Source organism: Pseudonocardia alaniniphila, from assembly GCF_022524485.1.
Lineage (GTDB): Bacteria > Actinomycetota > Actinomycetes > Mycobacteriales > Pseudonocardiaceae > Pseudonocardia > Pseudonocardia alaniniphila.
In genome coordinates, this window is the sequence record NZ_JAKXMK010000035.1 from 107,366 (window position 1) to 128,120 (window position 20,755).

Below are 20,755 nucleotides of genomic sequence, written 5' to 3' on the forward strand. Positions count from 1 at the left end.
CTGCCTGCATCCCCAGTGTGGTCGCTGGTCGCGACTTCGTGCGAGGAGGAAGGCCTGGGGCGCGCCGTCGGCGCCTCGATCTCAGACGGCTTGCCTGCCCGTATCCACTTCAGGCACCTGGCCGCTCGGTGTCGATGCTGCCTGAGCGGTGGCGAGGCAGAACGGATGCCCTGCGGGGTCGATCAGCACTCGGAAGCGATCGCCGCCGGGCTGCGAATCTGCGCGGCGAGCGCCCATCGAGCACAGGTGCGCCTCGGCCTCATCAAGGTCGTCAACGACGAAGTCCAGGTGTAGCCGCCGAGTCGCGGCCGGGTCCGGCCACGGGATGGGCTCGGAGTTCTGCACCCGTTGGAAGTCCAGCCGCAATGCGCTGTCGGTTCCGCTGAGCACGACGAAGTCATCGTTGGACGATCGGAGGTCGCCGCCCACTATTTCTCGGTAGAAGCGGGCCAGCGCATGGGGATCAGGGCAATCGAGAGTCACGGCAAACAACCGGCTGCCAAGAATCACGCGGGACGGCCTCCTGGACCAGGGGCGGCCGCGCACGCCGCCACCACCTCGGCGAGGAGAAGGGCCGGGTCGTACAGCGGTTGCAGGCCATCGGTCACGACGGCGCGAGTGCCGGAGTCCACCGGGGTGAGTGCGGCCCATGTCGGGTGGGCGAAGCCGAACTCGACCTCCAGACCTGAGCCGAGTCGGACGCGCCGCTCGGTGAGGACACCCCACCGCTGCGTGCGTACGACATGAGGGCTCCCGAAGTCGTGCAGCCACTCCTCGTCGTCCACGTAGAGCTCGGGGGATTCGGTGAGAACGACGAGATCGACGTCCGACGACATTCGCTGGGTGTTCCGAGCCCACGAACCGCACAGCCCGACCGCTCTGACATCGGGTCGGTGCATCGCCCAGCGGGGTACCCCGGAGAGCACGCGGTGGACTTCGGCCCTCCGTTCGTCCGTGACGTGCATGTCGTGACCGTAGAGCGCGTGCGCGGCAGGGGCTCGACTCTCTCGTGGAGCCGTGATCACCACCAGTTGGAGTGAGGAGAAGTGATGTCGCATTCGATGCGCAGGCGCATCACCTCCGCGGCCGGGGCCGCGTTGTGCGTGCTGCTCGCTGCCTGCGTGAACACGGCCCCGCCCGCGACGGCGCCGCCGGTGATCGCCGACGACGTGTACACGCCGCTGGTTCCGTCGGTCCCGTCGCCGCCCCGCTGGTTCACCGGTGGAGATGGCACCTCCTTGCTCGTCTACGAACTCGAGCTGCTCAACGGGTTCCCGGTGCCCGTCACCGTGACGGGCGTGGACGTTCTGGCCACCGGTGCGGAGAGGCCGATCGCCGGCCTGTCCGGATCGGCCCTCACCGAGGCGACGTCGTTGCTGGCACCGACGACGCCTCCCACGACGACGATTCCGGCGTCGGCGATGGGTGTGGTCTGGATGGCGATTCCGGTGCCCGGGCCCGGTGCGATTCCGGCATCGATCCAGCACCGGATCACGGTCACCGTTCCGCCCGGTCTGCCGGTACCGGGCTCCATCACCTACACGAGCAGGCCGACGGAGGTCGACCGGCGGCCACCACTCGTCGTCGGGCCACCGCTGGTCGGACCGGGCTGGATCGCTGCAGGCAGCTGCTGCGACGGGCCGCACCGGCGCGCGTTGCAGCCGGTGGACGGTGAGCTCTCGCTGGCTCAGCGCTTCGCGATCGATTGGAACGGCTCCGACGTCCAGGGGCGACTCGTCGTGGGCGACCCCGACGTCAACACGAGCTGGGTGTTCTACGGCGCGCCGGTGATCGCCGTCGCCCCCGGCGCCGTCGTGCAGGCGGTGGACCGATTCCCCGACCAGGTTCCGAATCAGCCGAAGCCGGTCGGACTCGACGAGGCCGAGGGCAACCACGTGATCGTCGATCTCGGCGGCGGCCATTACGCCAGCTTCGACCATCTCAAAGCCGGCTCCGTCGCGGTGAGAGCCGGTGACCGGGTGTGCCGGGGGCAGAAACTGGGCGAGCTCGGCAACTCCGGCTCGTCCAGCGGGCCACACCTGCATTTCCACATCGCGGACGCGCCGACGCTGGCAGGCGACGGCCTGCCCTACGTCATCGATGAGTTCACGCTGTCGGGCAAGTTCCCGCCGCTCGACCAGGCCGAGAAGTTCATCGACGCCAGTCAGCCTGTACCGATCGACACCGCGGTGACCGGACCGCGCCACGACGAGCTGCCACTCGGTCTCGACGTCGTGTCCTTCCCGGGCACGGTGGGATGCCGCTGACCATCCTCGCGACGTCGCTGCGTCTTTCCCCCCGCCCGCCCGGGATCACTGCGAGGTGCGGAGCAGTAGGGGGCTCATGGCGGCGTCGAGGGAGTCCTCCAGCGGCGCCGGGTCACGTCTCAGGTGAGAGAGCATGATGCCGCCTTGCAACGCCGTGAGCAGGGAGAGAGCGGCCATGGAAGGGTCGGTGTCCGGATCGAGCCTGCCGGTGCGCTGCGCGCGTGCCACGAGCCGGGAGATCGCGTCCTGCCATCGTGCGAACAGGCCGGCAAGCGTGTCCTGGAGCATCTGGTCGCCGTCGGTCTGGCCGACGAAGGTGCCGAGAGGGCAGGGGCCGAGGCCGTTCGATCGGTGGGCGGCCAGCACCTCGTCGCGCCAGCGGCGGATGTCGTCGCATGTCTGGTCGCGCAGCGCCGGTTGCCCAGCCATCACGAGATCGAACTGATGGTGCAGCACGGCCACACGGAGGTCCTGCCGGCCGCCGAAGTAGTGATACAGCTGTGACTTCCCCGCGCCGCTCGCCGCCAGGACGTCGTCCATCGACGGCGCGGCAAGCCCTCGCTCGTACATGAGCTTCGCCGCCGCCGAGACGATCGCCATGCGGGTGCGACGTCCGCGTTCTGTTGTCGGCAGCGGCTTCATGTTTTTCCTCCTCAGGCAAAACTATCGCGGTAGCGGGGTCACGGCATGCCGTTGAACTCCTCGCCAAAGGGCGGGGAGAAACGACGCGAGATCATTTATCTCGGCGGCGCAGTGATGCGGCAGAGCGACGCGCAGCGCTTCCATGCCGGGTTCGGCCATAGGCGCGCGGTTTCCGGGAGGGGCAGCCACGGACAAAGGCCGCAGATCGAGGTGATCCGGGTGGCCGAGCAAGCCGTTGTCGGTGGGACGGACCTGGTGGACGACCCGGCCGAAGGTGACGGGCGCAATGCTGAGACGGTCTCAGACAAGGACCAGCACGTGCGATCTATGCGGGCTCGGCGCCGAAGGCGTGCAGGAAGGTGTTCACCGCCGCGCGCGTGACGGCCCACAGTTCGTCGTCAGGCACTCGCCGGGTGCCGCCGGACGACTCTGAGGTGTCGATCGGGCGACGCGCAGGTCAGGGTCACGGCGGCGGTGTGACGAAGGAGCGCCTGGTCAGCTCTGCGGCGCCGGTTCGGTGTCGGCATGCTCGTCGAGGTGTCTCGGCAGGTCGCGCATGCGCACGAGCGGGCTGAGCAACACCGGAAGGGCGCCGAGCGCCTGGCCTGCCACTCCGACCCAGAACGCGGTGAGCACTCCGTACTCGCTGCCGATGATCCCGCCGAGGAACGCCCCGACCGGCATCGTTCCCCAGACGACGAAGCGGACGGAGGCGTTCATCCGGCCCAGCAACCTCCGCGGGCACAGGCGCTGCCGGAACGACACCTGGGCGACGTTGTAGACCACGATGCCGACGCCGACCACGGCGGTCGACGCCGCGAGCATCGCGATCGCGACCGGACGGGAGTGGCCGGCGGCCAGCGGGACGAGTGCGAGCGCGGGCAGGCCGGGCAGGAGGGCGAGGGCGATCGTGCGGCCCTCGCCGACGAGCCTGATCAGAGGCCCGGCGAGGAGGGCGCCTGCGAGCCCGCCGATCGCGCCGACGCTCAGTGCGAGACCGAGGCCGGCTTCGCCCACGCCGAGGTCGCGGATCGCGTAGAGCACGAGCAGCGCGTTGCTGATGCCGCCGAAGAGGTTCGACGCGCCCGTGGTCGCGACGATGCGGCGCAGCAAGGGCTGCCGGAAGACGAACCCGAGCCCTTCGCCGATCTCCACGTGCAGGGCGCGGCGATCGTTTCCGGGCGCGCGCTCGTCCCGGTGCCGGATGCGCAGGACGAACACCGCCGAGGCGAGGAAGGAGACCGCGTCCACCAGGATCACCAGAGGTGCTCCGAGCGCACGGACGAGCACGCCGCCGAGCCCCGGCCCCGCCACCTGCGCCACGGAGTGCGAGACCTGCAGCTTCGCGTTGCCCTCGCTGATGCGCGACGACGGCACGAGCGAGGGCAGGTAGCTCTGGTAGGCGACGTCGAAGAACACCGTGGCGACGCCGATGACGGTCGCGACCGCGAGCACGAGCGGGAACGTGAGCACCCCGGCCAGCCATGCGAGTGGCAGCGACAGCAGTGCGACACCGCGCACGAGGTCGCCGGCGATCAGCACGTTGCGCTTGCGCATCCGGTCCACCCATGCGCCTGCGGGCAGACCGACGACCAGAAAGGCGAGGTGCTGGAACGTCGCGAGCAGACCCATCTCGAACTCGTCCGCACCGAGGACGGACACCGCCAGGAGTGGCAGCGCGATCGTGCCGATCTGCGTGCCGACCTGGCTGATCGTGTCGCCGATCCAGAGTTGCCGGAAGTCCCGGCCCGCGGGGTGGCCGACGAGGCTGGTGCGGTACCAGCGGGCGAGCCGCGACGGGGCGGCGGGTTCGGCCGGGATCACCCAAGTGATGTTCAGTAACCGATTGGGAAAAGTCAATCAGTTACCTTCGCAACGCTACCGTGGTCTTGTGGACCCTTCCGATCTCGGCCGCCGGCCCGCTACGGACGCCGAGGCCAAGGCGCTGGCCTCGTCATTGCGGTTGCGGATCCTTCGGATGTGTCTGGACGAACCGATGACCAACGCCCAGCTGGCCGAGCGGTTGGGTCGTCCTCCGGCGAGCGTCCTGCACCACGTCCGCACTCTCACGGCCACGGGCTTCCTCGAAGCGCTCCCGGTCCAGGAGGGTCCCCGCGGGTCGCGGCCGGTGCCGTACCGCGCCACGCGCAAGTCGTGGATGCTGGAGGACCACCGGTCGAGCCGGCCGATGATCGAGGCGTTCCTGGAGACCACGTCCGGTGTCGGCGAGGACGATCTATCCGTGTCGCGGCTCGGGCTCCGGCTCGACGCCGCGGGCCACGCCGACCTCCTGCGGCGCCTGGACGAGGTGCTGAACGAGTTCGCCGCGCGTTCCCCCGACCCGCACGGACGGCCGTGGTCGGTGTTCGTGGCCATCCATCCCGATCCCGACCGCGACTGACGCAATCGCGATTGATCACGCTCCGGGCGCGGCGCTACGTTGGCCCGCTGCCTATCGAGAGGTTGCACCGATGTCCCGCGAAGCACTCACCGATGACGTCCTCGGCTCCATGCTCGTGCATGGCCTGCGCCCGACCCGGGTCGTGATCGTCGACTACGACCCGCAGTGGCCCGTTCGATTCGCCGCCCGCGCGGCGGAGCTGCGTCACATCCTCGGTGACCGGGCCCGGCTCATCGAGCACGTCGGCTCCACCTCGGTGCCCGGTCTCGCGGCCAAGCCGATCATCGACATCGTCGTGGGCATCGACGATCCGGACGACGAGCAGGCCTTCATCCCCGATCTCGAGGCCGCGGGTTATGAACTGCGGGTCCGCGAGCACGGTCATCGGTGCCTGCGCATCGGTGATCCGGACGATCAGGTGAATCTGCACTGCTATCCCCCGGAGGACGACGAGGTCCGCAAGTACCTGATCTTTCGCGATCGGCTCCGTGCGAGTGATGCCGACCGCGATCTCTACGAGAGGACGAAGCGGAAGCTCGCCGAACGGGAGTGGCCCGACGTCAACTACTACGCCGAGGCGAAATGGCCCGTCATCCGCGAGATCCTCGTGCGTGGCGGATGGCAGGAGTAGGCACCGTCAGTACTTCCGAACGAACTCGATGACGGCCCTGGCAAGCACCGGCCCGGCGTCTTCCTGCACGAAGTGACCGGCCCCCGGGATGTCGGGATGATCGTGCCCGGCCGCTCCGGGGAAGTTCTCGATCATCCCGGCAGCCATGGGCTTGGTGAACACCTCACCGTCGCTGAAGGCGCAGAGCAGGGGTATGTGCAGTTCGGAAAGAACCGTCCAGATCCGCTGTGCGGCTGCGGCGGTCGGATGATCGGGAGTGGTCGGCACCAGTGCGGGCATGGCGCGCGGTCCGGCTTTGTACGAATCGTCGGGGAACGGGGCGTCGTATGCGGCGAGAGCGGCCGACGGTAATGGTTTCTGCACCAGTTCGGAAATGAGTCCGGAGATGCGGAGGTCGGGGGAGGTCTCGATGGTCCGCCGATAGTCCCACCATTGCTGGGGCATCTCCGTGTGGCCATAGGGGATGCCGGTGTTGGACATGACGAGATGGGAGAATCGGCCCGGGTCCTCGGCCGCCAGGCCCAGGCCGAAGGCGCCGCCCCAGTCGTGGCCCAGCAAGGAGATATCGCGCAGGTCAAGGGCCTCGAAGAGCAGTGCGGAGAGCCATTGGACGTGCCGTTCGAACGTGTGGTCGGACTGCTCGGCGGGTTTGTCGGAGCGGCCGAAGCCCACGAGGTCCGGTGCGATCACGCGGAACCCGGCGTCGACCAGCACCGGGAGCATCGACCGGTAGAGGAACGACCAGGTGGGCTCGCCATGGAGCAGGACAACCACGGGACCGGTAGTCGGGCCGGCCGTGACGTACGCCATTCGCAACGATCCGCCGGCCGCGTCGACAATGGTGGCGTACTCGGGCACGTAGTCGAAACCGGACAGGTCGGAGAAACTTTCGTCCGGCGTTCTCAGGAATCGCATGAAATGACAGTACGCGGCGTACCTGTGGGGTCCTGCCGCGTTGGCCGTACGGCGACGTGCAGTGTGCTGAGGACCGGGCAGGACTGGCAATTGCGAACGGCATGCGGCAGAGTGCCACGCGGCGCGGCAGACCCCCGACTGCCGTCGTTCGTCCGACCTGGACCGTCGAAAGGAGAGCTTATGAAAGCGCGCCACGGATACCCTGAGCGCGTTGCCTCCGCTGACGTCACCGCTGCCGAGGATGCCGACGACTGCGGTCGCGTCCTGCGTGAGCTGCGGACCATCAAGCACGTCAGTGCCGCCGAGCTCGCGGCTCGCGCGGGCGTCAGCGAACGGGACGTCGCCGAGTTCGAAGCGGGCAGGATCATCCCGCCACGGCCGGCCTTCAGTGCCTACCTGAGGGTCCTGGGCTACGCCTGAGCCGCGGTGGGCCGTCGGTCGCCTCGCTCCCACCACGCCGTGTCGCGCAAGCGGCGTGTCACCGATGTGTGGGCGGCGAGCCCTCTGTGAGATCCCTGGGCTCGGGGCATGCGTGAAATGTCCGTAAACGGGGGTTTCGTGTCCTTGTCCGCTCCGGCTGCCGGCCCGATGCTCCGTGTCGGTAACTCGGCGAAAGGACGATCTTGAGCAGCGAGTCGACGGCCCCGGACACCATCGTGCTGATTCACGGGTTCTGGGTGACCCCCCGGAGCTGGGAGCACTGGATCACCCGCTACGAGCAGCGCGGATACCGCGTGATCACACCCGCCTACCCGGGCTACGAGGTGGAGGTCGAGGCGCTCAACGCCGACCCGTCCCCGATCGAGGCCGCGACGATCCCGGGGATCGTCGAGCACCTCGAGTCGGTGGTGGGTGACCTCGACTCGCCACCCATCCTGATGGGCCACTCGGCAGGCGGCGCGTTCACGCAGATCCTGCTCGACCACGGCTTCGGCGCCGCTGGGGTGGCGCTGAACTCGGCCCCCACCGAGGGCGTGCCCGTGGTCCCGCTGAGCCAGATCAAGGCGACGTTCCCTGTGCTGGGGAATCCCGCCAACCGGCACAAGGCCGTCGGCTACACCCACGAGCAGTGGCACTACGCGTTCACGAACACCTTCACGGAAGAGGAGTCGAAGGCGCTCTACGAGCGCTACCACATCCCTGCTTCCGGTTCGATCCTCTTCGAGTCCGCGCTCGCCAACCTGCAGCCGGGCCACCAGGGCACGTGGGTCGACTACCACAACGACCGGCGTGCGCCCCTGCTGTTCGTCGCAGGCACCGAGGATCACCTCATGCCGCCCAAGGTGCAGTGGTCGAACGCCAAGCACTACAAGTCCGACACGGTCACCGAGGTGGTGGAGTTCAGCGGCAAGTCGCACCTGCTGCCCGCCCAGCAGGGGTGGGAGGAGATCGCCGACTACGCCCTGGCCTGGGCCGTCCGGCACGCCACCGCGCGGGTCGCTGGAGCGACGACCACGGCATGACCGGAGTTCGCATCACCCACATCGGTGGGCCGACCGCCCTGATCGAGATCGACGGCTGGCGGCTGCTCACCGATCCCACCTTCGACGCCCCCGGCCGCCGGTACGCCTTCGGCTGGGGGACGTCGTCGCGGAAGCTGACCGGACCGGCGATCGCGGCGCCGGACCTCGGGCCGATCGACGCCGTGCTGCTCAGTCACGACCACCACGGTGACAACCTGGACGACGCCGGGCGTGCGCTGCTCCCGTCGGCGGGCAGGGTCCTCACGACCGTGGCCGGGGCACGGCGGCTGGGCGGGGGTGCCCACGGTCTGCGGCCGTGGGAGACCACCCGGCTCGAGGCGGTGGGACGGCCGACGATCGACGTGACCGCCACACCGTGCCGCCACGGCCCGCCGGCCAGCCGCATCATCGTGGGTGACGTGATCGGTTTCGCCCTCCGCTTCGACGGTCAGGAGCACGGGGTGCTGTGGATCTCGGGCGACACGGTGCTCTACGACGGGGTGCGTCAGGTCGCCGACCGGTTGCGGGTCGGCATCGCGCTCCTGCACCTCGGGGGCGTGCGGTTCCCGGTGACGGGGCCGGTGCGCTACTCCATGACGGCTGAGCAGGCGGTCGAGACGGTGCGCCTGGTGCGGCCGCGCACCGCCGTGCCCGTGCACTACGAGGGGTGGGCGCACTTCGCGCAGGGCCGGGACGCCGTCGATCGCGAGTTCGCCGGTGCGCCGGAGGATCTCCGGCGTCGGCTGCGCTGGCTGCCCCTCGGCGAGGGGGTGGACGTCGCCTCGTGAGCCCGGTTCACACGGTGCCCTCGGCCACCCCGGTCGTGCGGAAGCGCTGCCGGTAGGCGTGCGGCGTGGTGCCCATCTCACGGGTGAAGCTGCGTCGCAACGCCTCCGTCGAGCTCATCCCGGCCCGCCGCGCGATGGTGTCGAGCGGCGCGTCCGATGCCTCCAGCAGCATGCGCGCGGCCTCGACCCGTACCTGCTCGACGTAGCGGGTCGGGGTGATGCCGAGCTCGCGGAGGAACACACGGGCGAGGTGACGCTCGCTGAACCCGGCCCGTTCGCTGAGCACCGCGACGCGATGGTCGCCCGCCGGGTCGGCGACGATGGCGTCGAGGATCTCGCGCAGCGGTGACCGGGCGGGTGGCTGCGTTCGCATGCGGACGCTGAACTGGGCCTGCCCGCCCGGACGCTGCATGAAGACCACGAGGAACTGGGCCACCTGCCGGGTGAGGTCGGGGCCGTGGTCGGCTTCGACCAGAGCCAGCGCGAGATCGATCCCGGCGGTCACGCCCGCGCAGGTGAACACCCGCCCGTCGCCCACGAAGATCGGGTTGCGTTCCACGGTGGTGGCGGGAAAGCGCTCTGCGAGGTCGTCGAGGAACAGCCAGTGGGTCGTGGCGCGCCTGCCTTCCAGCAGGCCGACGGAACCCAGCAGGAACGCACCGGCGCAGACGGCCGCCACGCGCCGGGCCCGGGCCGCCCCGCTGCGGAGCACGGCGAGGAGCGGCTCGTCCTCCATCAGGCGCGCCCAGTGGGGTGTGCCGGGGATCAGGAACGTGTCGATGGGACCGTCGAGATCGTCGAGCGACGAAGCGACGCCCATCCGGAGACCGGAGGCGCTGACGGTGTCGCGCCCGTCCGCCGAGACGATGTGAACGCCGTAGATGCCGCCGCCCGCCAGTTGGTCGGCGACGTAGAACACCTCGGCCGGGCCCATCAGGTCGAGGACCTGGGCCCCGTCGTACGCGAGGAGCGCGACCGTCCGCATCGGCCGTCAGCCGTGCCGCTTGACGAACTCCAGCGCCTTCTCCGCCACCTCACGCCAGCCGTGGTCGATCGTGAGGGCGTGGCCGCGGTCGGGCATCTCCACGATCTCGGTGGTGCCGGGGTTCTTCTGCTGCTGCTTGAAGCTCGCGTTCGAGATCGCCCACGGCACGGTGTTGTCCTTCTCGCCGGAGATGATCAGGAGCGGACCGCGGTCGGGGTTGTGGGTGTCGACCTTCACCTCGGTGAACGGGTTGAGGTTCGCGGTCGCTGCCTGGAACAGCGTCACCCCGGACGCGGGCACGTGGAACTCCTCGTACAGCGACCGGGCCTCGTCCTCGGGCAGGGCGTTTGCCCAGCCGTACTGGAACTGCTCGAACGTCAACGCGACGGCGCGTCCGATGTTCAGCGGGTTGCCCAGTACGGGCGAGGCCGACTTGAGCGACGACACCGGCAGCGGCAGCACCCCGCGGAACGGGGCCGGATCGATCGCGACGGTGACGGCGGACCCGCCCTCCCCGGCGATCAGCTGCGCGATGAGCCCGCCGAACGAGTGCCCGACGACCGCGGGCCGGCGGCCGAGCGCGCTGATCGCATCGAGGTAGTGGTCGGTGACATACCTGACCATCTTGTGGGCGAAGACCTCCGGATCTCTCCGGGCCTCCTCGACGCTGTCCGGGTCGTCCGGCCAGCCGGGTGCGATGGCCGCGTACCCGTTCTCCTCGAACAGTGAGCGCCACCGGTCCCAGCTGCTGGACAGCAGCCAGAGCCCGTGGACGAACACCACCGGTGGCAACCCCAGCTCGTTGGCGCGGGCGATCTCGTGCCGCTCGCGCTCGGTGAGCCCGGTCATCGTCGTCTCCTGTCCGGCCCCGGTGTGTTCCGAGATCCTCAGGCGGCGGATCGTAGGGCCGTGGCTCCCAGGTTGACCAGGAGCCGCGGGTGAAACTCCGCGATCGTCCATTTCGGACCTGACTGCCGGGTCAGGAGCCGTTCAGGAGCTGCTCGAACGGGGTCGGCTCGAGGAACGGGTCCGCCGCCTTCTGCGCCGGGCGGGCGGCGACGATCTCGGCCAGCTCCCCGGCTGCCCGCGCGATTCGCTGGTCCAGCGACTGGGCGGTCCGGTCACCGGCGCCCCAGTCCTCGGGGGCCGAGAACACCGACGTCGGCACGACCATCGCGCGCAGGAACGCGAACAGCGGGCGTACGGCGTGCTCCAGCGCGAGGGAGTGGCGCCCGGTGCCGCCGGTGGCGGCGATGAGCGTCGGCTTCCCGATGAGCGACTCGGAGTCGAGCACGTCGAAGAACATCTTGAACAGCCCGTTGTAGGACGCCGAGAACGTCGGCGTGACGGCGATCAGGCCGTCCGCGTCGGCCACGGCCTTCAAGGCGGCCTGAAGCTCTGGCCTCGGGAACCCGGTCAGCACGTTGTCGACGAGCTCGTGGCCGTGGTCGCGCACTTCGATCACGTCGACCTCCGTGTCGACCCCGCGCTCGCGCAGGGCCGACACGGTGGCGGCGGCGAGCCGGTCGGCGAGCAGCCTGGTCGACGACGGGACGCTGATCCCGGCGCTCACCACGGCGATCGTGCGGCGTGTCATGCAACGACCTCCTCGTTCTTCGTTTCGGACGCGGCCGCCGCCAGGAGGCTCGCGTGCGTCGGGGCGTCCGGGACGCCGGCAGGCTTCAGCGCGGCGAACTCGCGGCGCAGCACCGGCACGACCTCCTCACCCAGGATGTCCAGCTGCTCGAGCACCGTCTTGATCGGCAGCCCGGCGTGGTCCATCAGGAACAGCTGGCGCTGGTAGTCGCCGGCCATCTCGCGGAAGGACAGGGTCTTCTCGATCACCTGTTGCGGGCTGCCCACCGTGAGCGCCGTCAGGTCCGTGAAGTCCTCGAGCGACGGGCCGTGGCCGTACACCGGCGCGTTGTCGAAGTACGGGCGGAACTCGGCCATGGCGTCCTGGGAGTTCTTCCGCATGAACACCTGCCCGCCCAGTCCCACGACGGCCTGGTCGGCGGAGCCGTGGCCGTAGTGCTCGAAGCGCGTGCGGTAGAGCGCCACCATCCGCTGGACGTGCTCCTTGTTCCAGAAGATGTTGTTGTGGAAGAAACCGTCGCCGTAGTAGGCCGCCTGCTCGGCGATCTCGGGGCTGCGGATCGAGGCGTGCCAGACGAACGGGGGCACGTCGTCGAGCGGCCGCGGCGTCGAGGTGAAGCTCTGCAGGGGCGAGCGGAACCGGCCCTCCCAGTCGACCACGTCCTCACGCCACAGCCTGCGCAGCAGCGCGTAGTTCTCGACGGCCAGCGGGATGCCGTTGCGGATGTCCTGGCCGAACCACGGATAGACGGGGCCGGTGTTGCCGCGGCCGAGCATGAGGTCCACCCGGCCGTCCGCGAGGTGCTGGAGCATCGCGAAGTCCTCGGCGATCTTCACCGGGTCGCTCGTGGTGATCAGCGTGGTCGCCGTCGAGAGTTCGAGCCGCTTCGTGCGCGCGGCGATGAAGCCGAGCAGTGTCGTCGGTGATGACGGCACGAACGGCGGGTTGTGGTGCTCGCCGGTCGCGAAGACGTCCAGCCCGACCTCTTCGGCCTTCAGCGCGATCGCGACCATCGCCTTGATCCGCTCCGCCTCGGTCGGCGTGCGGCCGTTCGTCGGGTCAGGGGTGACGTCCCCGACCGAGAAGATGCCGAGCTGCATGTCCTACCTCCGGTCGTTGAAACTTGAATAGTCACTTACTCTTATCAACTCTGAGGGCTCCTCGCGTATGCCCTGAGGGTCGAGCCGCCTCCAGATTGTTGCATCGGCAATCACTGCGACGAGGTGAACGTGCCGAGGGCGCCGGTTATGCCCGGAGGCTAGGAGCGGCTCTCCGTGGCACGGGAGCGGTGAACAGGCGATGCTCGGGACATGGACCGCCCCGAGCTCGCCGACTTCCTGCGCCGCCGCCGGGAGCAGCTGCGCCCGGCGGACGTCGGGCTCTCGGCAGGCCCGCGGCGGCGCACGCCGGGCCTGCGCCGGGAGGAGGTCGCGCAGCTGGCGGGGGTGTCCGCCGACTACTGCATGCGGCTCGAACAGCAGCGCAGCTCGCAGCCGTCACCGCAGGTGCTCGCGGCGCTGGCCCGTGCACTGCGGCTCACCGACGACGAGCGCGACCACCTGTTCGTCCTGGCGGGGCATCCGGTCCCGGCCGGGCGGGCAGCAGGCGACCACGTCCGGCCCGGCCTGATGCATCTGCTCGACGCGCTGGTCGGCACGCCCGCGCAGATCCTCGGCGATCTCGGCGACCTGCTCGCACAGAACGAGATGGCCCGGTTCCTGTTCGGGTCCGTCTGCTCGGAGCGGGAGGAGTCCCGCAACGTCGTGGTGCGATGGTTCACCGACCCGGCGGTGCGGGCGGCCCACCCACCTGAGGAGCACGAGTACCTCAGCCGCATCCATGTCGCCGACCTGCGCGCCGCCGTCGCCCGTCGGGGCACCGACGCCACCGCGGCCGGGCTCGTCCGGCGGCTGCGCGCGGCCAGCGACGAGTTCACGCAGCTGTGGGACCGGCACGAGGTCGCCGTCCGCAGGCGCAGCCGGATGCGCGTGCTGCACCCGAGCATCGGGCTGATCGAGCTGGACAGCGAGACGCTGCTGACCCCGGCCGAGGACCAGACGCTGCTCGTCTTCACGCCGCCCCCGGGGAGTGCCACGGCCGAGAAGCTGAGCCTGCTGCGCGTGATCGGCGACCAGGACCTCACGCCGACCCGCGACTGACCACGGGCGCCTCGGCGCCCGTCACACGATCCGCACCACATTCGAGGAGACACGCATGCCTACGGACATCCCCGCGCCCGTCGCGGACTACCTGAAGGCGAAGGCCGACGACCACGTCGAGGCCGTTCTGAAGAACTTCGCCGACGACGCGGTCGTGCACGACGAGGGCACGAACCACGTCGGTGCATCGGCGATCCGTGACTGGGCCGCCGAGCGCAGCTTGCGGAGCGAGCATCGATCCGAGATATCCGCGAGGTACCAGCTCGAGCGCACCGTGGTCGAGACACACCGGATCGGCGCGGCGGCGGTGGTCCTCGTCCGGGTCGCCGGGAACTTCCCGGGCAGCCCCGTCGATCTGCACCATCACTTCACGGTCTCCGAGGACCGGATCACGGCTCTCACGATCTGCCCGTGAGCGGCGTGATGCGCAAGGGCGAGTTCGACGGGCGCCGGGCCGTGGTCACCGGCGGCACGCGCGGTGGCATCGGCGCGGCGATCACCGCGCGGCTCGCCGAGGCAGGCGCGCGTGTGCTCACCACCGCCCGTTCCACGCCTGACGATCCGTCCGGCGCCGAGCTGTTCGTGGCCGCGGACGTCGGCACCGTTGCGGGCATCGCCCTGGTCGCCGACGCGGCCCTGCACCGGCTGGGCGGCGTGGACATCGTGGTCCACGTGGTCGGCGGGTCGCGCCAGGAGCCCGGCGGCGTGCTCGCCCTGTCCGACGACGACTGGGAGCAGGCCTTCGCCGTGAACCTGTTCGCGTCCGTGCGCCTGGACCGCGCACTGCTCCCGTCGATGATCGACCAGGGCGGGGGAGCGATCGTGCACGTCACCTCGATACAGCGCAGGGTGCCGCTGCCCACGACCATGCCCTACGCGGCGGCCAAGGCCGCCTTGACCAGCTACAGCAAGAACCTCGCCACACAGGTGGCCCCGGCGGGGGTGCGGGTCAACACGGTGGCACCCGGGTTCGTCGAGACGGCGGGGGCGCGGGGGATGGTCAGCGCGCTCGCGGCCGCGGACGGCGTGGACGAGGCCACCTCCCGCATGCGGATCATGGAGTCGATCGGCGGGATACCGCTCGGCCGCCCGGCCCGGCCGGAGGAGGTGGCCGAGTTGGTGGCCTTCCTCGTCTCGGACCGGGCCTCGGCGATCACCGGCGCGGAGCACGTCATCGACGGCGGGAGCACGCGGACGATCTGAGGCCCGGACCGGGCGACGGGGTCAACGAGTGCGGCTGGAGAGCAAGGCGGACAGCTGCTCGCGGCGACCCCACGCGATCGGGGCGAGCAGGACGAAGAGGATCGCGGGCGTCACCATCCCGGCGGGCGCGCCGAGCACGACGGCCTGGGTGAACGCCGCCCCGATCATGAGGCCCATGAGCCCGATCGCGGCCGGTGCGGCCAGCCGCGGGATGAGAAGCCCGATCCCGCCGGCCAGCTCCAGGACGCCGACGAGGAAGCGGAACCACTGGCCTGCGCCGATCTGTTCGAACAGCCACACCGCAAAGGGGTCGCCGTAGAACTTCGGAATGGCCGAGGCGATCACGAAGAACAGGCCGATCACGATCTGGAGGCCCCAGAGGACGCGGTGGGTGGTGCGGCCGAGGGAAGCTGCGGGGGCGGAGGTGGTCATGGAATGTTCCTTCCGGTGAGGAGCACGGGCCGGCTGTCGGGGGTAGGACCCGCCGGCATCGGGGAAGTCATCGGTGCTCCGAGGACGGGAGGCGCCGATGGGTGACTCCGCTCACGCGGGGAGATCGGTGCTCGGCCGGGCGCTCGCTGTGCTCGAGTCGTTCTCCGACGAGAATCCGGAGCTGACGCTCGGGGAGATCGCCGCGGCCACCGGCCTCGCCTCGGCCACCGCGCATCGGCTCGTCGCCGAGCTGGTGGAGTGGGGCGCGCTGGAGCGGCCGGCGCGCGGGCGCTACCGGATCGGCATCCGCCTGTGGGAGCTCGGTGCCCTCGCGCCCGTGCCGCGGACCTTGCGTGACTCCGCCCTGCCGGTCATGCAGGACCTCGCCGCGGTGACGGGCCACGTCGTGCACCTGGTCGTGCTCGACGGCCACGAGGCCCTCTTCGTCGAGCGGCTCGCCGGGCATTCCCACGTGCACGTGCGTTCGCGCGTCGGCGGCCGGCTGCCGCTGCACGCGAGCGGCCCCGGCAAGATCATGCTCGCGCACGCCCGGGCCGAGTTCGTCGACGAAGTCGTGGCCCGCGGGCTGCCCCGGCTCGCCGCCGGCACCATCACCGACCCGCGGCGGCTCCGGCAGGCTCTCGCCGAGGTCCGCAGCACCGGGTACTGCCTGTCGCGCAACGAGATGACCGACGGCGCGTCCTCCGTGGCCGCGCCGATCACGGGACCGTCCGGAGACGTCGTCGCGAGCATCGCCGTGGTCGTGCCCAGCAGCACCGAGAACCTCCAGCGGCTGGTGCCGGCCGTGCGAATCGGGGCCGGCACTGTGACCAGGGCACTCCGTCCCCGTTCTCCACTGGGTGAGAGGAACCGCTGACGGATCCACGCCGGGCGCCGATACTCCCGCGCACATCGGCAGAAAGGCTCAGGAGATGTCCGCGGATTCAACGGTGAACCCGACCACTGTCCGAGATCGCCGTGCCGCCGGCTGGGTGGCGCCCCTGTGCTGGTCGGCCGTGGCGCTCGAGGGCTACGACCTGGTGGTGCTGGGCGTGGTGCTGCCGTCGCTGCTGCGCTACCCCGACTGGGGACTGACCCCGGCCACGGCCTCACTGATCTCCGTGGTCGGCCTGCTGGGCGTGATGGTCGGAGCGCTCGCGATCGGTCCCGTCACCGACATCGTCGGCCGCCGCCGGACGATGCTGCTCACCGTCATCGCGTTCTCGGTGCTCACCCTGCTCTGTGCGTTCGCCCCGAACCCGTGGATCTTCGGGCTGCTGCGCTTCGTCGCCGGGCTCGGTCTCGGCGGCGTGCTGCCCGTGGCGATCGCGTTGGTCAACGAGTACGCCCACCACGGGCGCTCCGGGAGCGTCACCACGACGCTCATGACGGGCTACCACGTCGGCGCGGTGGTCACGTCCCTTCTCGGCATCGCCGTGATACCGGCACTCGGCTGGCGGGCGATGTTCGTGATCGGTGCCCTGCCCGCGCTGGTGCTGGTGCCGCTGATCCTGCGGTACCTGCCGGAGTCGGAGTCCTTCCTGCGGGAACGCGCGTCGGGGACCCGGCCGGACCACGAGCGCAACCCGGTCACGATCCTCTTCCGCGGTGGGTACCTGCGCGCCACCATCGCGTTCTGGGTGACCTCGTTCATGGGGTTGCTGCTCGTCTACGGCCTGAACACGTGGCTGCCGGAGATCATGCGCTCCGCCGGGTACGACCTGGGAGCCGCGCTCGCCCTGCTGCTCGTGCTGAACGTCGGCGCGATCGTCGGGCTGCTGGTGGCAGGTCAGGTGGCCAACCGCATCGGCACGCGCACCTCGACCATCGCCTGGTTCACCCTGGCCGCGCTGTTCCTGGCGCTGCTGAGCATCCGGCTCCCGGGCATCGGCGTGTACGTGAGCGTGCTGCTGGCCGGTGTGTTCGTGTTCAGCGCACAGGTGCTCGTCTATGCCTACGTGAGCCAGTTCTACCCGGCCGCGGCCCGGGGCACGGCCATCGGCGCAGCCAGCGGCATCGGCAGGCTGGGCGCGATCACCGGCCCGCTGATCGGTGGCGCGCTGCTCACCGCCGGCATCGCGTACCCGTGGGGCTTCTACATCTTCGCCGCGGTGGCGGCCGTCGGCGCAGTCTCCGTGGCGATCGTGGCCCGCGCAGGCGACCCGGCCGCCGAGAGGACTGACGCGGGATGAGCGAGCCGGGCCGCACCGTCCGCGATGCGACCTTCGACGTCCTGCGTCGACACGGTCTGACCACCATCTTCGCCAATCCTGGGTCCACCGAGATCGCGTTCCTGACCGACCTCCCCGACGACATCGACTTCGTCCTGGCACTGCACGAGGGCTCGGTCGTCGGAATCGCGACGGGGTGGGCAACGGCCATGGACCGGCCCGCGCTGGTCAACCTGCACACGACGGCCGGCCTGGGCAACGCCGTCGGGGCGCTCGCGACCGCGCGGGTGAACCGGGTGCCGCTCGTGGTGATCGTGGGGCAGCAGGATCGCCGCCATCTCGCGTTGCAGCCGTTCCTCGCCGGTGAGCTGGAGGGGCTGGCCGGGCGCTACCCGGTGTGGGTCACGACGCCCGCGCGCCCCCAGGACGTGCCGGGTGCGGTGGCCAGGGCCTGGCACGAGGCGCGCGACGGTCGCGGCCCGGCGCTCGTGATCGTGCCGAGCGACGACTGGAGCGCCCCCGCCGCCGACACCCCGCCCGGCGCGCCCGCGGTGCTGTACCGCGCATCGGCCGTCGACCCCGCGGCCGTCGACGCGCTCACGGACCTGGTCGGCCGGGCCGAGTCACCGGCTCTTGTCGTGGGAGCCGACGCCGACGACGCCGAGACCTGGTCGGCTCTGGTCGAGCTCGCGGAGCGGTTGCGCTGCCCGGTGTGGCAGGAGCCGTTCGCGGCCCGCGCCGGGTTCCCGCAGGATCACCCACAGTTCTCCGGGCACCTTCCCGCCGCCCGGGCCCGGCTCCGGCAGGTGCTGGCAGGCCACGACGTCGTGCTCGTCGTGGGGGCGCCGGTGTTCCGGCAGTACCCGTTCGAGCCGGGACCGCTGGTCGAGGACGGCACGGTCGTCGCGCTGGTCACCGACGACGCCGAGGACGCGCACCACAGCCCCGTCGACCTCGCCGTGGTGGCGAGCCCGGCGCCGGTCTGCCGCCGGCTCGCCGCGCGCCTGCCCGAGCGGACGGAGGCGCCCGTGCCCGTAGCCGACCGCGTCGCCCCGCCGTCTCCTCCGGGCGCGGGCGAGCCGCTGCGCGCCGCCCACGTGATGGCGGCACTGGCGCAGCGGATCCCGGCCGAGACCGTCGTCGTCGAGGAGACGCCGTCGACGCGTCCCGACCTGCACCGGTTGGTGCCGGCGCGACGCCCGCTGGGCTTCCTCAGCGCAGCCATGGGCGGGCTCGGGTTCGCGATGCCCGCGGCGATCGGCGTGCGGATGGCACGGCCGGACCAGCCGGTGATCGCCGTGGTCGGGGACGGCTCGTCGCTCTACGGCATCCAGTCGCTGTGGAGCGCCGCCCACTACGGCTGCGGCGTGCTGTTCGTCGTGCTCGCCAACGGCCGCTACGCGATCATGGACCGGCTGGCCGAGCAGCACGGAAAGGGCGGCGGCAAGCCACCGTGGCCCGCGTTCACCGAGGTAAGCGTGCACGGGCTGGCGCTGGCACTGGGGTGCCCGGCCGAGCGGGTGGACAGCTATCCCGCGCTCGTCGAGAGGCTGGACGCGGTGGTGCCGACCCTCGGCGACCGCAGGGAACCTCTGGTGATCGAGGTGACGGTGGAGCCGGAACGGACCTTCCCGCCCTAGCGAGCACGCGCAACCGACTCACCAGGGCGCGTTCTCGCCCAGGCCGGCGAACAGCGCGAACAGGAAGAAGCGGGCGCCCGTGCCGAAGGCTGCCGCCAGCGCGTACCCGACCGCGGCCTCGGCGGGCTCGGGTCGCGCCACCGCGGCGACGACGCCGAGAACAGCGACGTCCTTGTGCCATCTCGTCGCCACCGACCCGTCGTCGAGACGCTCGTAGACGCCCAGTTCGCGCTCGGGCTTGTAGGAACGCCCCCGGACGAGACGCGCGGTGGTGGGGCTGTTCGGGGTGAGGAGCAGGTCGACGGAGTCGATCCGCGCCCGTACCCGGTACGACCGCCGGGAGAGGCCGGCCTTGGCCGGGTTCAGCTCCTGTGTGGTGCCCGCGACCCGGAGAGTGAGAGCTGCGGGGTCCCGGGTGCCGATCGGGATGTAGCCGAGCAGGGGCACGCCGCTGCGGCGCTCGACGGTGACCTCGGGAAGCGACTCGCCCTGCACGGTGACAACGCCTCCGCCGCCGTCCACCGTGACGGTGACTCTCCCGAACACGTCGTCGATGACATCGTGCCGGACGGCGTCGAGATGCTCGGCCTCGTCCATCGGGCGTGATCGTAGGGGCATGCGTTGATCACGAACGCGCTGTCCCGGCACGGACCATGGTGGACTCGACGGCCGTGAGGTCGCGCCCGCGGGTCTCGGGGGAGAACAATGCGGTGACCACCGAGGCGGCGATCAGCAGGATCACCCACCAGTAGAACAGCGACGTGCTCTGGCGCTGGTCGAAGAACGCCTGGAGATAGGGCGCGGTGCCGCCGAACAGCGCGACGGCCAGCGAGTAGGGCACGCCGAAGCCCACGGCGCGGATGCCGGTGGGGAACATCTCGGCGAACAGCGCCGGGATGATCGACACCGTTCCTGCGACCAGCACCAGCGCCACGCCCATCGCCGCCAGCAACTGCCAGGCCTGCCCCTGGATCAGCGCGGCGAGCGGGAAAGTCAGCGCGGCGAGCAGCACCCAGCTGATGATGAGAACCGGGCGGCGGCCGATCCGGTCCGAGAGCGCGCCCCACAGCGGCAGCACCAGGATGAACAGCACGAGTGCGGCGGTGGCGGCCCAGAGTGCGCCGGCGGGGTTGGTGCCGCGTTGCTGGATGGCGAATGGGGCTGCGGCGACCGACCAGAGATAGAAGGTGATGGTGCCGCCTGCGGTGAGGCCGATGACGCGGAGCAGGAGTGCGGGGTGGGCGAAGAATTGTCGTCGGATCGGGGTGCGTGGTGCGGTGGTGGTGGTGGTGAAGACGGGGGTTTCGGTCATGCGTGTGCGCATGATGATGGCGAAGAGTCCGATGAGGCCGCCGAGGAGGAAGGGGATGCGCCAGCCGTAGGCGGTCATGTCGGTGTGGGTGAGTTGGCTGGCGAGTAGGGCGGCGAGGATGGTGCCGGCGAGGGTGCCCAGGGAGCCGG

General features: G+C 70.5%; 24 protein-coding genes. 12 read left to right on the top strand and 12 right to left on the bottom strand.

The window, feature by feature from the left end; genetic code table 11:
• Positions 1-81: 81 nt before the first annotated feature.
• Both MMF94_RS33635 and MMF94_RS33640 read right to left on the bottom strand, forming a co-directional pair.
• Positions 82-510 (bottom strand): VOC family protein, encoded by a 429-nt coding sequence (locus MMF94_RS33635; RefSeq protein ID WP_241041475.1) that lies wholly within the window; start codon positions 508-510, stop codon positions 82-84.
• Positions 507-965: a nucleotidyltransferase domain-containing protein gene (locus tag MMF94_RS33640; RefSeq protein WP_241041476.1), complete on the bottom strand. Its 459-nt coding sequence runs from the start codon at positions 963-965 to the stop codon at positions 507-509. The genes MMF94_RS33635 and MMF94_RS33640 overlap by 4 nt, the downstream gene beginning before the upstream one ends.
• Positions 966-1,049: 84 nt before the next feature.
• Between MMF94_RS33640 and MMF94_RS33645 the strand changes: the two genes are divergently transcribed.
• Positions 1,050-2,267 carry a M23 family metallopeptidase gene (locus tag MMF94_RS33645; protein ID WP_241041477.1) on the top strand — a complete coding sequence of 406 codons (1,218 nt, stop codon included), beginning with the start codon at positions 1,050-1,052 and terminating at the stop codon, positions 2,265-2,267.
• A 45-nt stretch (positions 2,268-2,312) separates the two neighbouring features.
• Here the strand turns inward: MMF94_RS33645 and MMF94_RS33650 are convergent, their stop codons facing one another.
• Positions 2,313-2,909 carry a TetR/AcrR family transcriptional regulator gene (locus MMF94_RS33650; RefSeq protein WP_241041478.1) on the bottom strand — a complete coding sequence of 199 codons (597 nt, stop codon included), beginning with the start codon at positions 2,907-2,909 and terminating at the stop codon, positions 2,313-2,315.
• 495 nt (positions 2,910-3,404) lie between these two features.
• Positions 3,405-4,733, bottom strand: coding sequence for an MFS transporter (locus MMF94_RS33655; protein ID WP_241041479.1), 1,329 nt, complete (start codon positions 4,731-4,733; stop codon positions 3,405-3,407).
• A gap of 67 nt (positions 4,734-4,800) precedes the next feature.
• Here MMF94_RS33655 and MMF94_RS33660 point away from each other — a divergent pair, with 67 nt between their 5' ends.
• Complete coding sequence (locus MMF94_RS33660) at positions 4,801-5,310, top strand: helix-turn-helix domain-containing protein (protein ID WP_241041480.1); 510 nt, start codon at positions 4,801-4,803, stop codon at positions 5,308-5,310.
• Between the two features lie 70 nt (positions 5,311-5,380).
• The gene (locus MMF94_RS33665) at positions 5,381-5,941 is read left to right on the top strand and encodes a GrpB family protein (protein ID WP_241041481.1); all 561 of its coding nucleotides are present in this window, start codon (positions 5,381-5,383) and stop codon (positions 5,939-5,941) included.
• 6 nt (positions 5,942-5,947) lie between these two features.
• Here MMF94_RS33665 and MMF94_RS33670 read toward each other — a convergent pair whose 3' ends face one another.
• Positions 5,948-6,856: a haloalkane dehalogenase gene (locus MMF94_RS33670; RefSeq protein WP_241041482.1), complete on the bottom strand. Its 909-nt coding sequence runs from the start codon at positions 6,854-6,856 to the stop codon at positions 5,948-5,950.
• A gap of 180 nt (positions 6,857-7,036) precedes the next feature.
• Here MMF94_RS33670 and MMF94_RS33675 point away from each other — a divergent pair, with 180 nt between their 5' ends.
• The 3 genes from MMF94_RS33675 to MMF94_RS33685 all read left to right on the top strand — a co-directional run bounded on the left by MMF94_RS33675 (position 7,037) and on the right by MMF94_RS33685 (position 9,107).
• Positions 7,037-7,276 carry a helix-turn-helix domain-containing protein gene (locus MMF94_RS33675; RefSeq protein ID WP_241041483.1) on the top strand — a complete coding sequence of 80 codons (240 nt, stop codon included), beginning with the start codon at positions 7,037-7,039 and terminating at the stop codon, positions 7,274-7,276.
• Between the two features lie 203 nt (positions 7,277-7,479).
• Positions 7,480-8,319, top strand: a complete 840-nt coding sequence (locus MMF94_RS33680; protein WP_241041484.1) for an alpha/beta hydrolase — start codon at positions 7,480-7,482, stop codon at positions 8,317-8,319.
• The gene (locus MMF94_RS33685; RefSeq protein ID WP_241041485.1) at positions 8,316-9,107 is read left to right on the top strand and encodes an MBL fold metallo-hydrolase; all 792 of its coding nucleotides are present in this window, start codon (positions 8,316-8,318) and stop codon (positions 9,105-9,107) included. Before MMF94_RS33680 ends, MMF94_RS33685 begins: the two co-directional genes overlap by 4 nt.
• A gap of 7 nt (positions 9,108-9,114) precedes the next feature.
• Here the strand turns inward: MMF94_RS33685 and MMF94_RS33690 are convergent, their stop codons facing one another.
• The 4 genes from MMF94_RS33690 to MMF94_RS33705 all read right to left on the bottom strand — a co-directional run bounded on the left by MMF94_RS33690 (position 9,115) and on the right by MMF94_RS33705 (position 12,789).
• Complete coding sequence (locus tag MMF94_RS33690; protein WP_241041486.1) at positions 9,115-10,092, bottom strand: GlxA family transcriptional regulator; 978 nt, start codon at positions 10,090-10,092, stop codon at positions 9,115-9,117.
• A gap of 6 nt (positions 10,093-10,098) precedes the next feature.
• Complete coding sequence (locus MMF94_RS33695) at positions 10,099-10,941, bottom strand: alpha/beta hydrolase (protein ID WP_241041487.1); 843 nt, start codon at positions 10,939-10,941, stop codon at positions 10,099-10,101.
• Between the two features lie 130 nt (positions 10,942-11,071).
• The gene (locus tag MMF94_RS33700; protein WP_241041488.1) at positions 11,072-11,689 is read right to left on the bottom strand and encodes an FMN reductase; all 618 of its coding nucleotides are present in this window, start codon (positions 11,687-11,689) and stop codon (positions 11,072-11,074) included.
• Positions 11,686-12,789: an LLM class flavin-dependent oxidoreductase gene (locus MMF94_RS33705; protein WP_241041489.1), complete on the bottom strand. Its 1,104-nt coding sequence runs from the start codon at positions 12,787-12,789 to the stop codon at positions 11,686-11,688. The genes MMF94_RS33700 and MMF94_RS33705 overlap by 4 nt, the downstream gene beginning before the upstream one ends.
• Before the next feature lie 210 nt (positions 12,790-12,999).
• Between MMF94_RS33705 and MMF94_RS33710 the strand changes: the two genes are divergently transcribed.
• Genes MMF94_RS33710 through MMF94_RS33720 form a run of 3 tightly spaced genes read left to right on the top strand, consistent with a single transcriptional unit; the run spans position 13,000 to position 15,051 of the window.
• The gene (locus MMF94_RS33710; RefSeq protein WP_241041490.1) at positions 13,000-13,848 is read left to right on the top strand and encodes a helix-turn-helix transcriptional regulator; all 849 of its coding nucleotides are present in this window, start codon (positions 13,000-13,002) and stop codon (positions 13,846-13,848) included.
• A 55-nt stretch (positions 13,849-13,903) separates the two neighbouring features.
• Positions 13,904-14,263 (top strand): nuclear transport factor 2 family protein, encoded by a 360-nt coding sequence (locus tag MMF94_RS33715; protein ID WP_241041491.1) that lies wholly within the window; start codon positions 13,904-13,906, stop codon positions 14,261-14,263.
• Positions 14,260-15,051 carry an SDR family oxidoreductase gene (locus MMF94_RS33720; protein ID WP_241041492.1) on the top strand — a complete coding sequence of 264 codons (792 nt, stop codon included), beginning with the start codon at positions 14,260-14,262 and terminating at the stop codon, positions 15,049-15,051. Before MMF94_RS33715 ends, MMF94_RS33720 begins: the two co-directional genes overlap by 4 nt.
• Positions 15,052-15,072: 21 nt before the next feature.
• Here the strand turns inward: MMF94_RS33720 and MMF94_RS33725 are convergent, their stop codons facing one another.
• A complete protein-coding gene (locus tag MMF94_RS33725; RefSeq protein ID WP_241041493.1) occupies positions 15,073-15,483 on the bottom strand; it encodes a DoxX family protein in 411 nt (136 codons plus the stop codon).
• A 97-nt stretch (positions 15,484-15,580) separates the two neighbouring features.
• Here MMF94_RS33725 and MMF94_RS33730 point away from each other — a divergent pair, with 97 nt between their 5' ends.
• The 3 genes from MMF94_RS33730 to mdlC are packed head-to-tail and all read left to right on the top strand — an operon-like array spanning position 15,581 to position 19,294.
• Positions 15,581-16,360: an IclR family transcriptional regulator gene (locus tag MMF94_RS33730; RefSeq protein WP_241041494.1), complete on the top strand. Its 780-nt coding sequence runs from the start codon at positions 15,581-15,583 to the stop codon at positions 16,358-16,360.
• A gap of 55 nt (positions 16,361-16,415) precedes the next feature.
• Entirely contained in the window at positions 16,416-17,675 is a 1,260-nt protein-coding gene (locus tag MMF94_RS33735) for an MFS transporter (RefSeq protein ID WP_379660610.1), read from the top strand.
• Entirely contained in the window at positions 17,672-19,294 is a 1,623-nt protein-coding gene (gene mdlC, locus MMF94_RS33740) for a benzoylformate decarboxylase (RefSeq protein WP_241041496.1), read from the top strand. The genes MMF94_RS33735 and mdlC overlap by 4 nt, the downstream gene beginning before the upstream one ends.
• An 18-nt stretch (positions 19,295-19,312) precedes the next feature.
• Here the strand turns inward: mdlC and MMF94_RS33745 are convergent, their stop codons facing one another.
• Positions 19,313-19,891: a hypothetical protein gene (locus tag MMF94_RS33745; protein ID WP_241041497.1), complete on the bottom strand. Its 579-nt coding sequence runs from the start codon at positions 19,889-19,891 to the stop codon at positions 19,313-19,315.
• A 28-nt stretch (positions 19,892-19,919) separates the two neighbouring features.
• On the bottom strand, positions 19,920-20,755 hold an 836-nt coding region (locus tag MMF94_RS33750; protein WP_241041498.1), incomplete at its 5' end, for an MFS transporter.

Coding starts and splice junctions, on each gene's coding strand:
- MMF94_RS33640 (WP_241041476.1), bottom strand. CDS start 965: ATGCACGTCACGGACGAACGGAGGGCCGAAGTCCACCGCGTGCTCTCC.
- MMF94_RS33645 (WP_241041477.1), top strand. CDS start 1,050: ATGTCGCATTCGATGCGCAGGCGCATCACCTCCGCGGCCGGGGCCGCG.
- MMF94_RS33650 (WP_241041478.1), bottom strand. CDS start 2,909: ATGAAGCCGCTGCCGACAACAGAACGCGGACGTCGCACCCGCATGGCG.
- MMF94_RS33665 (WP_241041481.1), top strand. CDS start 5,381: ATGTCCCGCGAAGCACTCACCGATGACGTCCTCGGCTCCATGCTCGTG.
- MMF94_RS33670 (WP_241041482.1), bottom strand. CDS start 6,856: ATGCGATTCCTGAGAACGCCGGACGAAAGTTTCTCCGACCTGTCCGGT.
- MMF94_RS33675 (WP_241041483.1), top strand. CDS start 7,037: ATGAAAGCGCGCCACGGATACCCTGAGCGCGTTGCCTCCGCTGACGTC.
- MMF94_RS33685 (WP_241041485.1), top strand. CDS start 8,316: ATGACCGGAGTTCGCATCACCCACATCGGTGGGCCGACCGCCCTGATC.
- MMF94_RS33690 (WP_241041486.1), bottom strand. CDS start 10,092: ATGCGGACGGTCGCGCTCCTCGCGTACGACGGGGCCCAGGTCCTCGAC.
- MMF94_RS33695 (WP_241041487.1), bottom strand. CDS start 10,941: ATGACCGGGCTCACCGAGCGCGAGCGGCACGAGATCGCCCGCGCCAAC.
- MMF94_RS33700 (WP_241041488.1), bottom strand. CDS start 11,689: ATGACACGCCGCACGATCGCCGTGGTGAGCGCCGGGATCAGCGTCCCG.
- MMF94_RS33705 (WP_241041489.1), bottom strand. CDS start 12,789: ATGCAGCTCGGCATCTTCTCGGTCGGGGACGTCACCCCTGACCCGACG.
- MMF94_RS33710 (WP_241041490.1), top strand. CDS start 13,000: ATGGACCGCCCCGAGCTCGCCGACTTCCTGCGCCGCCGCCGGGAGCAG.
- MMF94_RS33715 (WP_241041491.1), top strand. CDS start 13,904: ATGCCTACGGACATCCCCGCGCCCGTCGCGGACTACCTGAAGGCGAAG.
- MMF94_RS33725 (WP_241041493.1), bottom strand. CDS start 15,483: ATGACCACCTCCGCCCCCGCAGCTTCCCTCGGCCGCACCACCCACCGC.
- MMF94_RS33730 (WP_241041494.1), top strand. CDS start 15,581: ATGGGTGACTCCGCTCACGCGGGGAGATCGGTGCTCGGCCGGGCGCTC.
- MMF94_RS33735 (WP_379660610.1), top strand. CDS start 16,416: ATGTCCGCGGATTCAACGGTGAACCCGACCACTGTCCGAGATCGCCGT.
- mdlC (WP_241041496.1), top strand. CDS start 17,672: ATGAGCGAGCCGGGCCGCACCGTCCGCGATGCGACCTTCGACGTCCTG.
- MMF94_RS33745 (WP_241041497.1), bottom strand. CDS start 19,891: ATGGACGAGGCCGAGCATCTCGACGCCGTCCGGCACGATGTCATCGAC.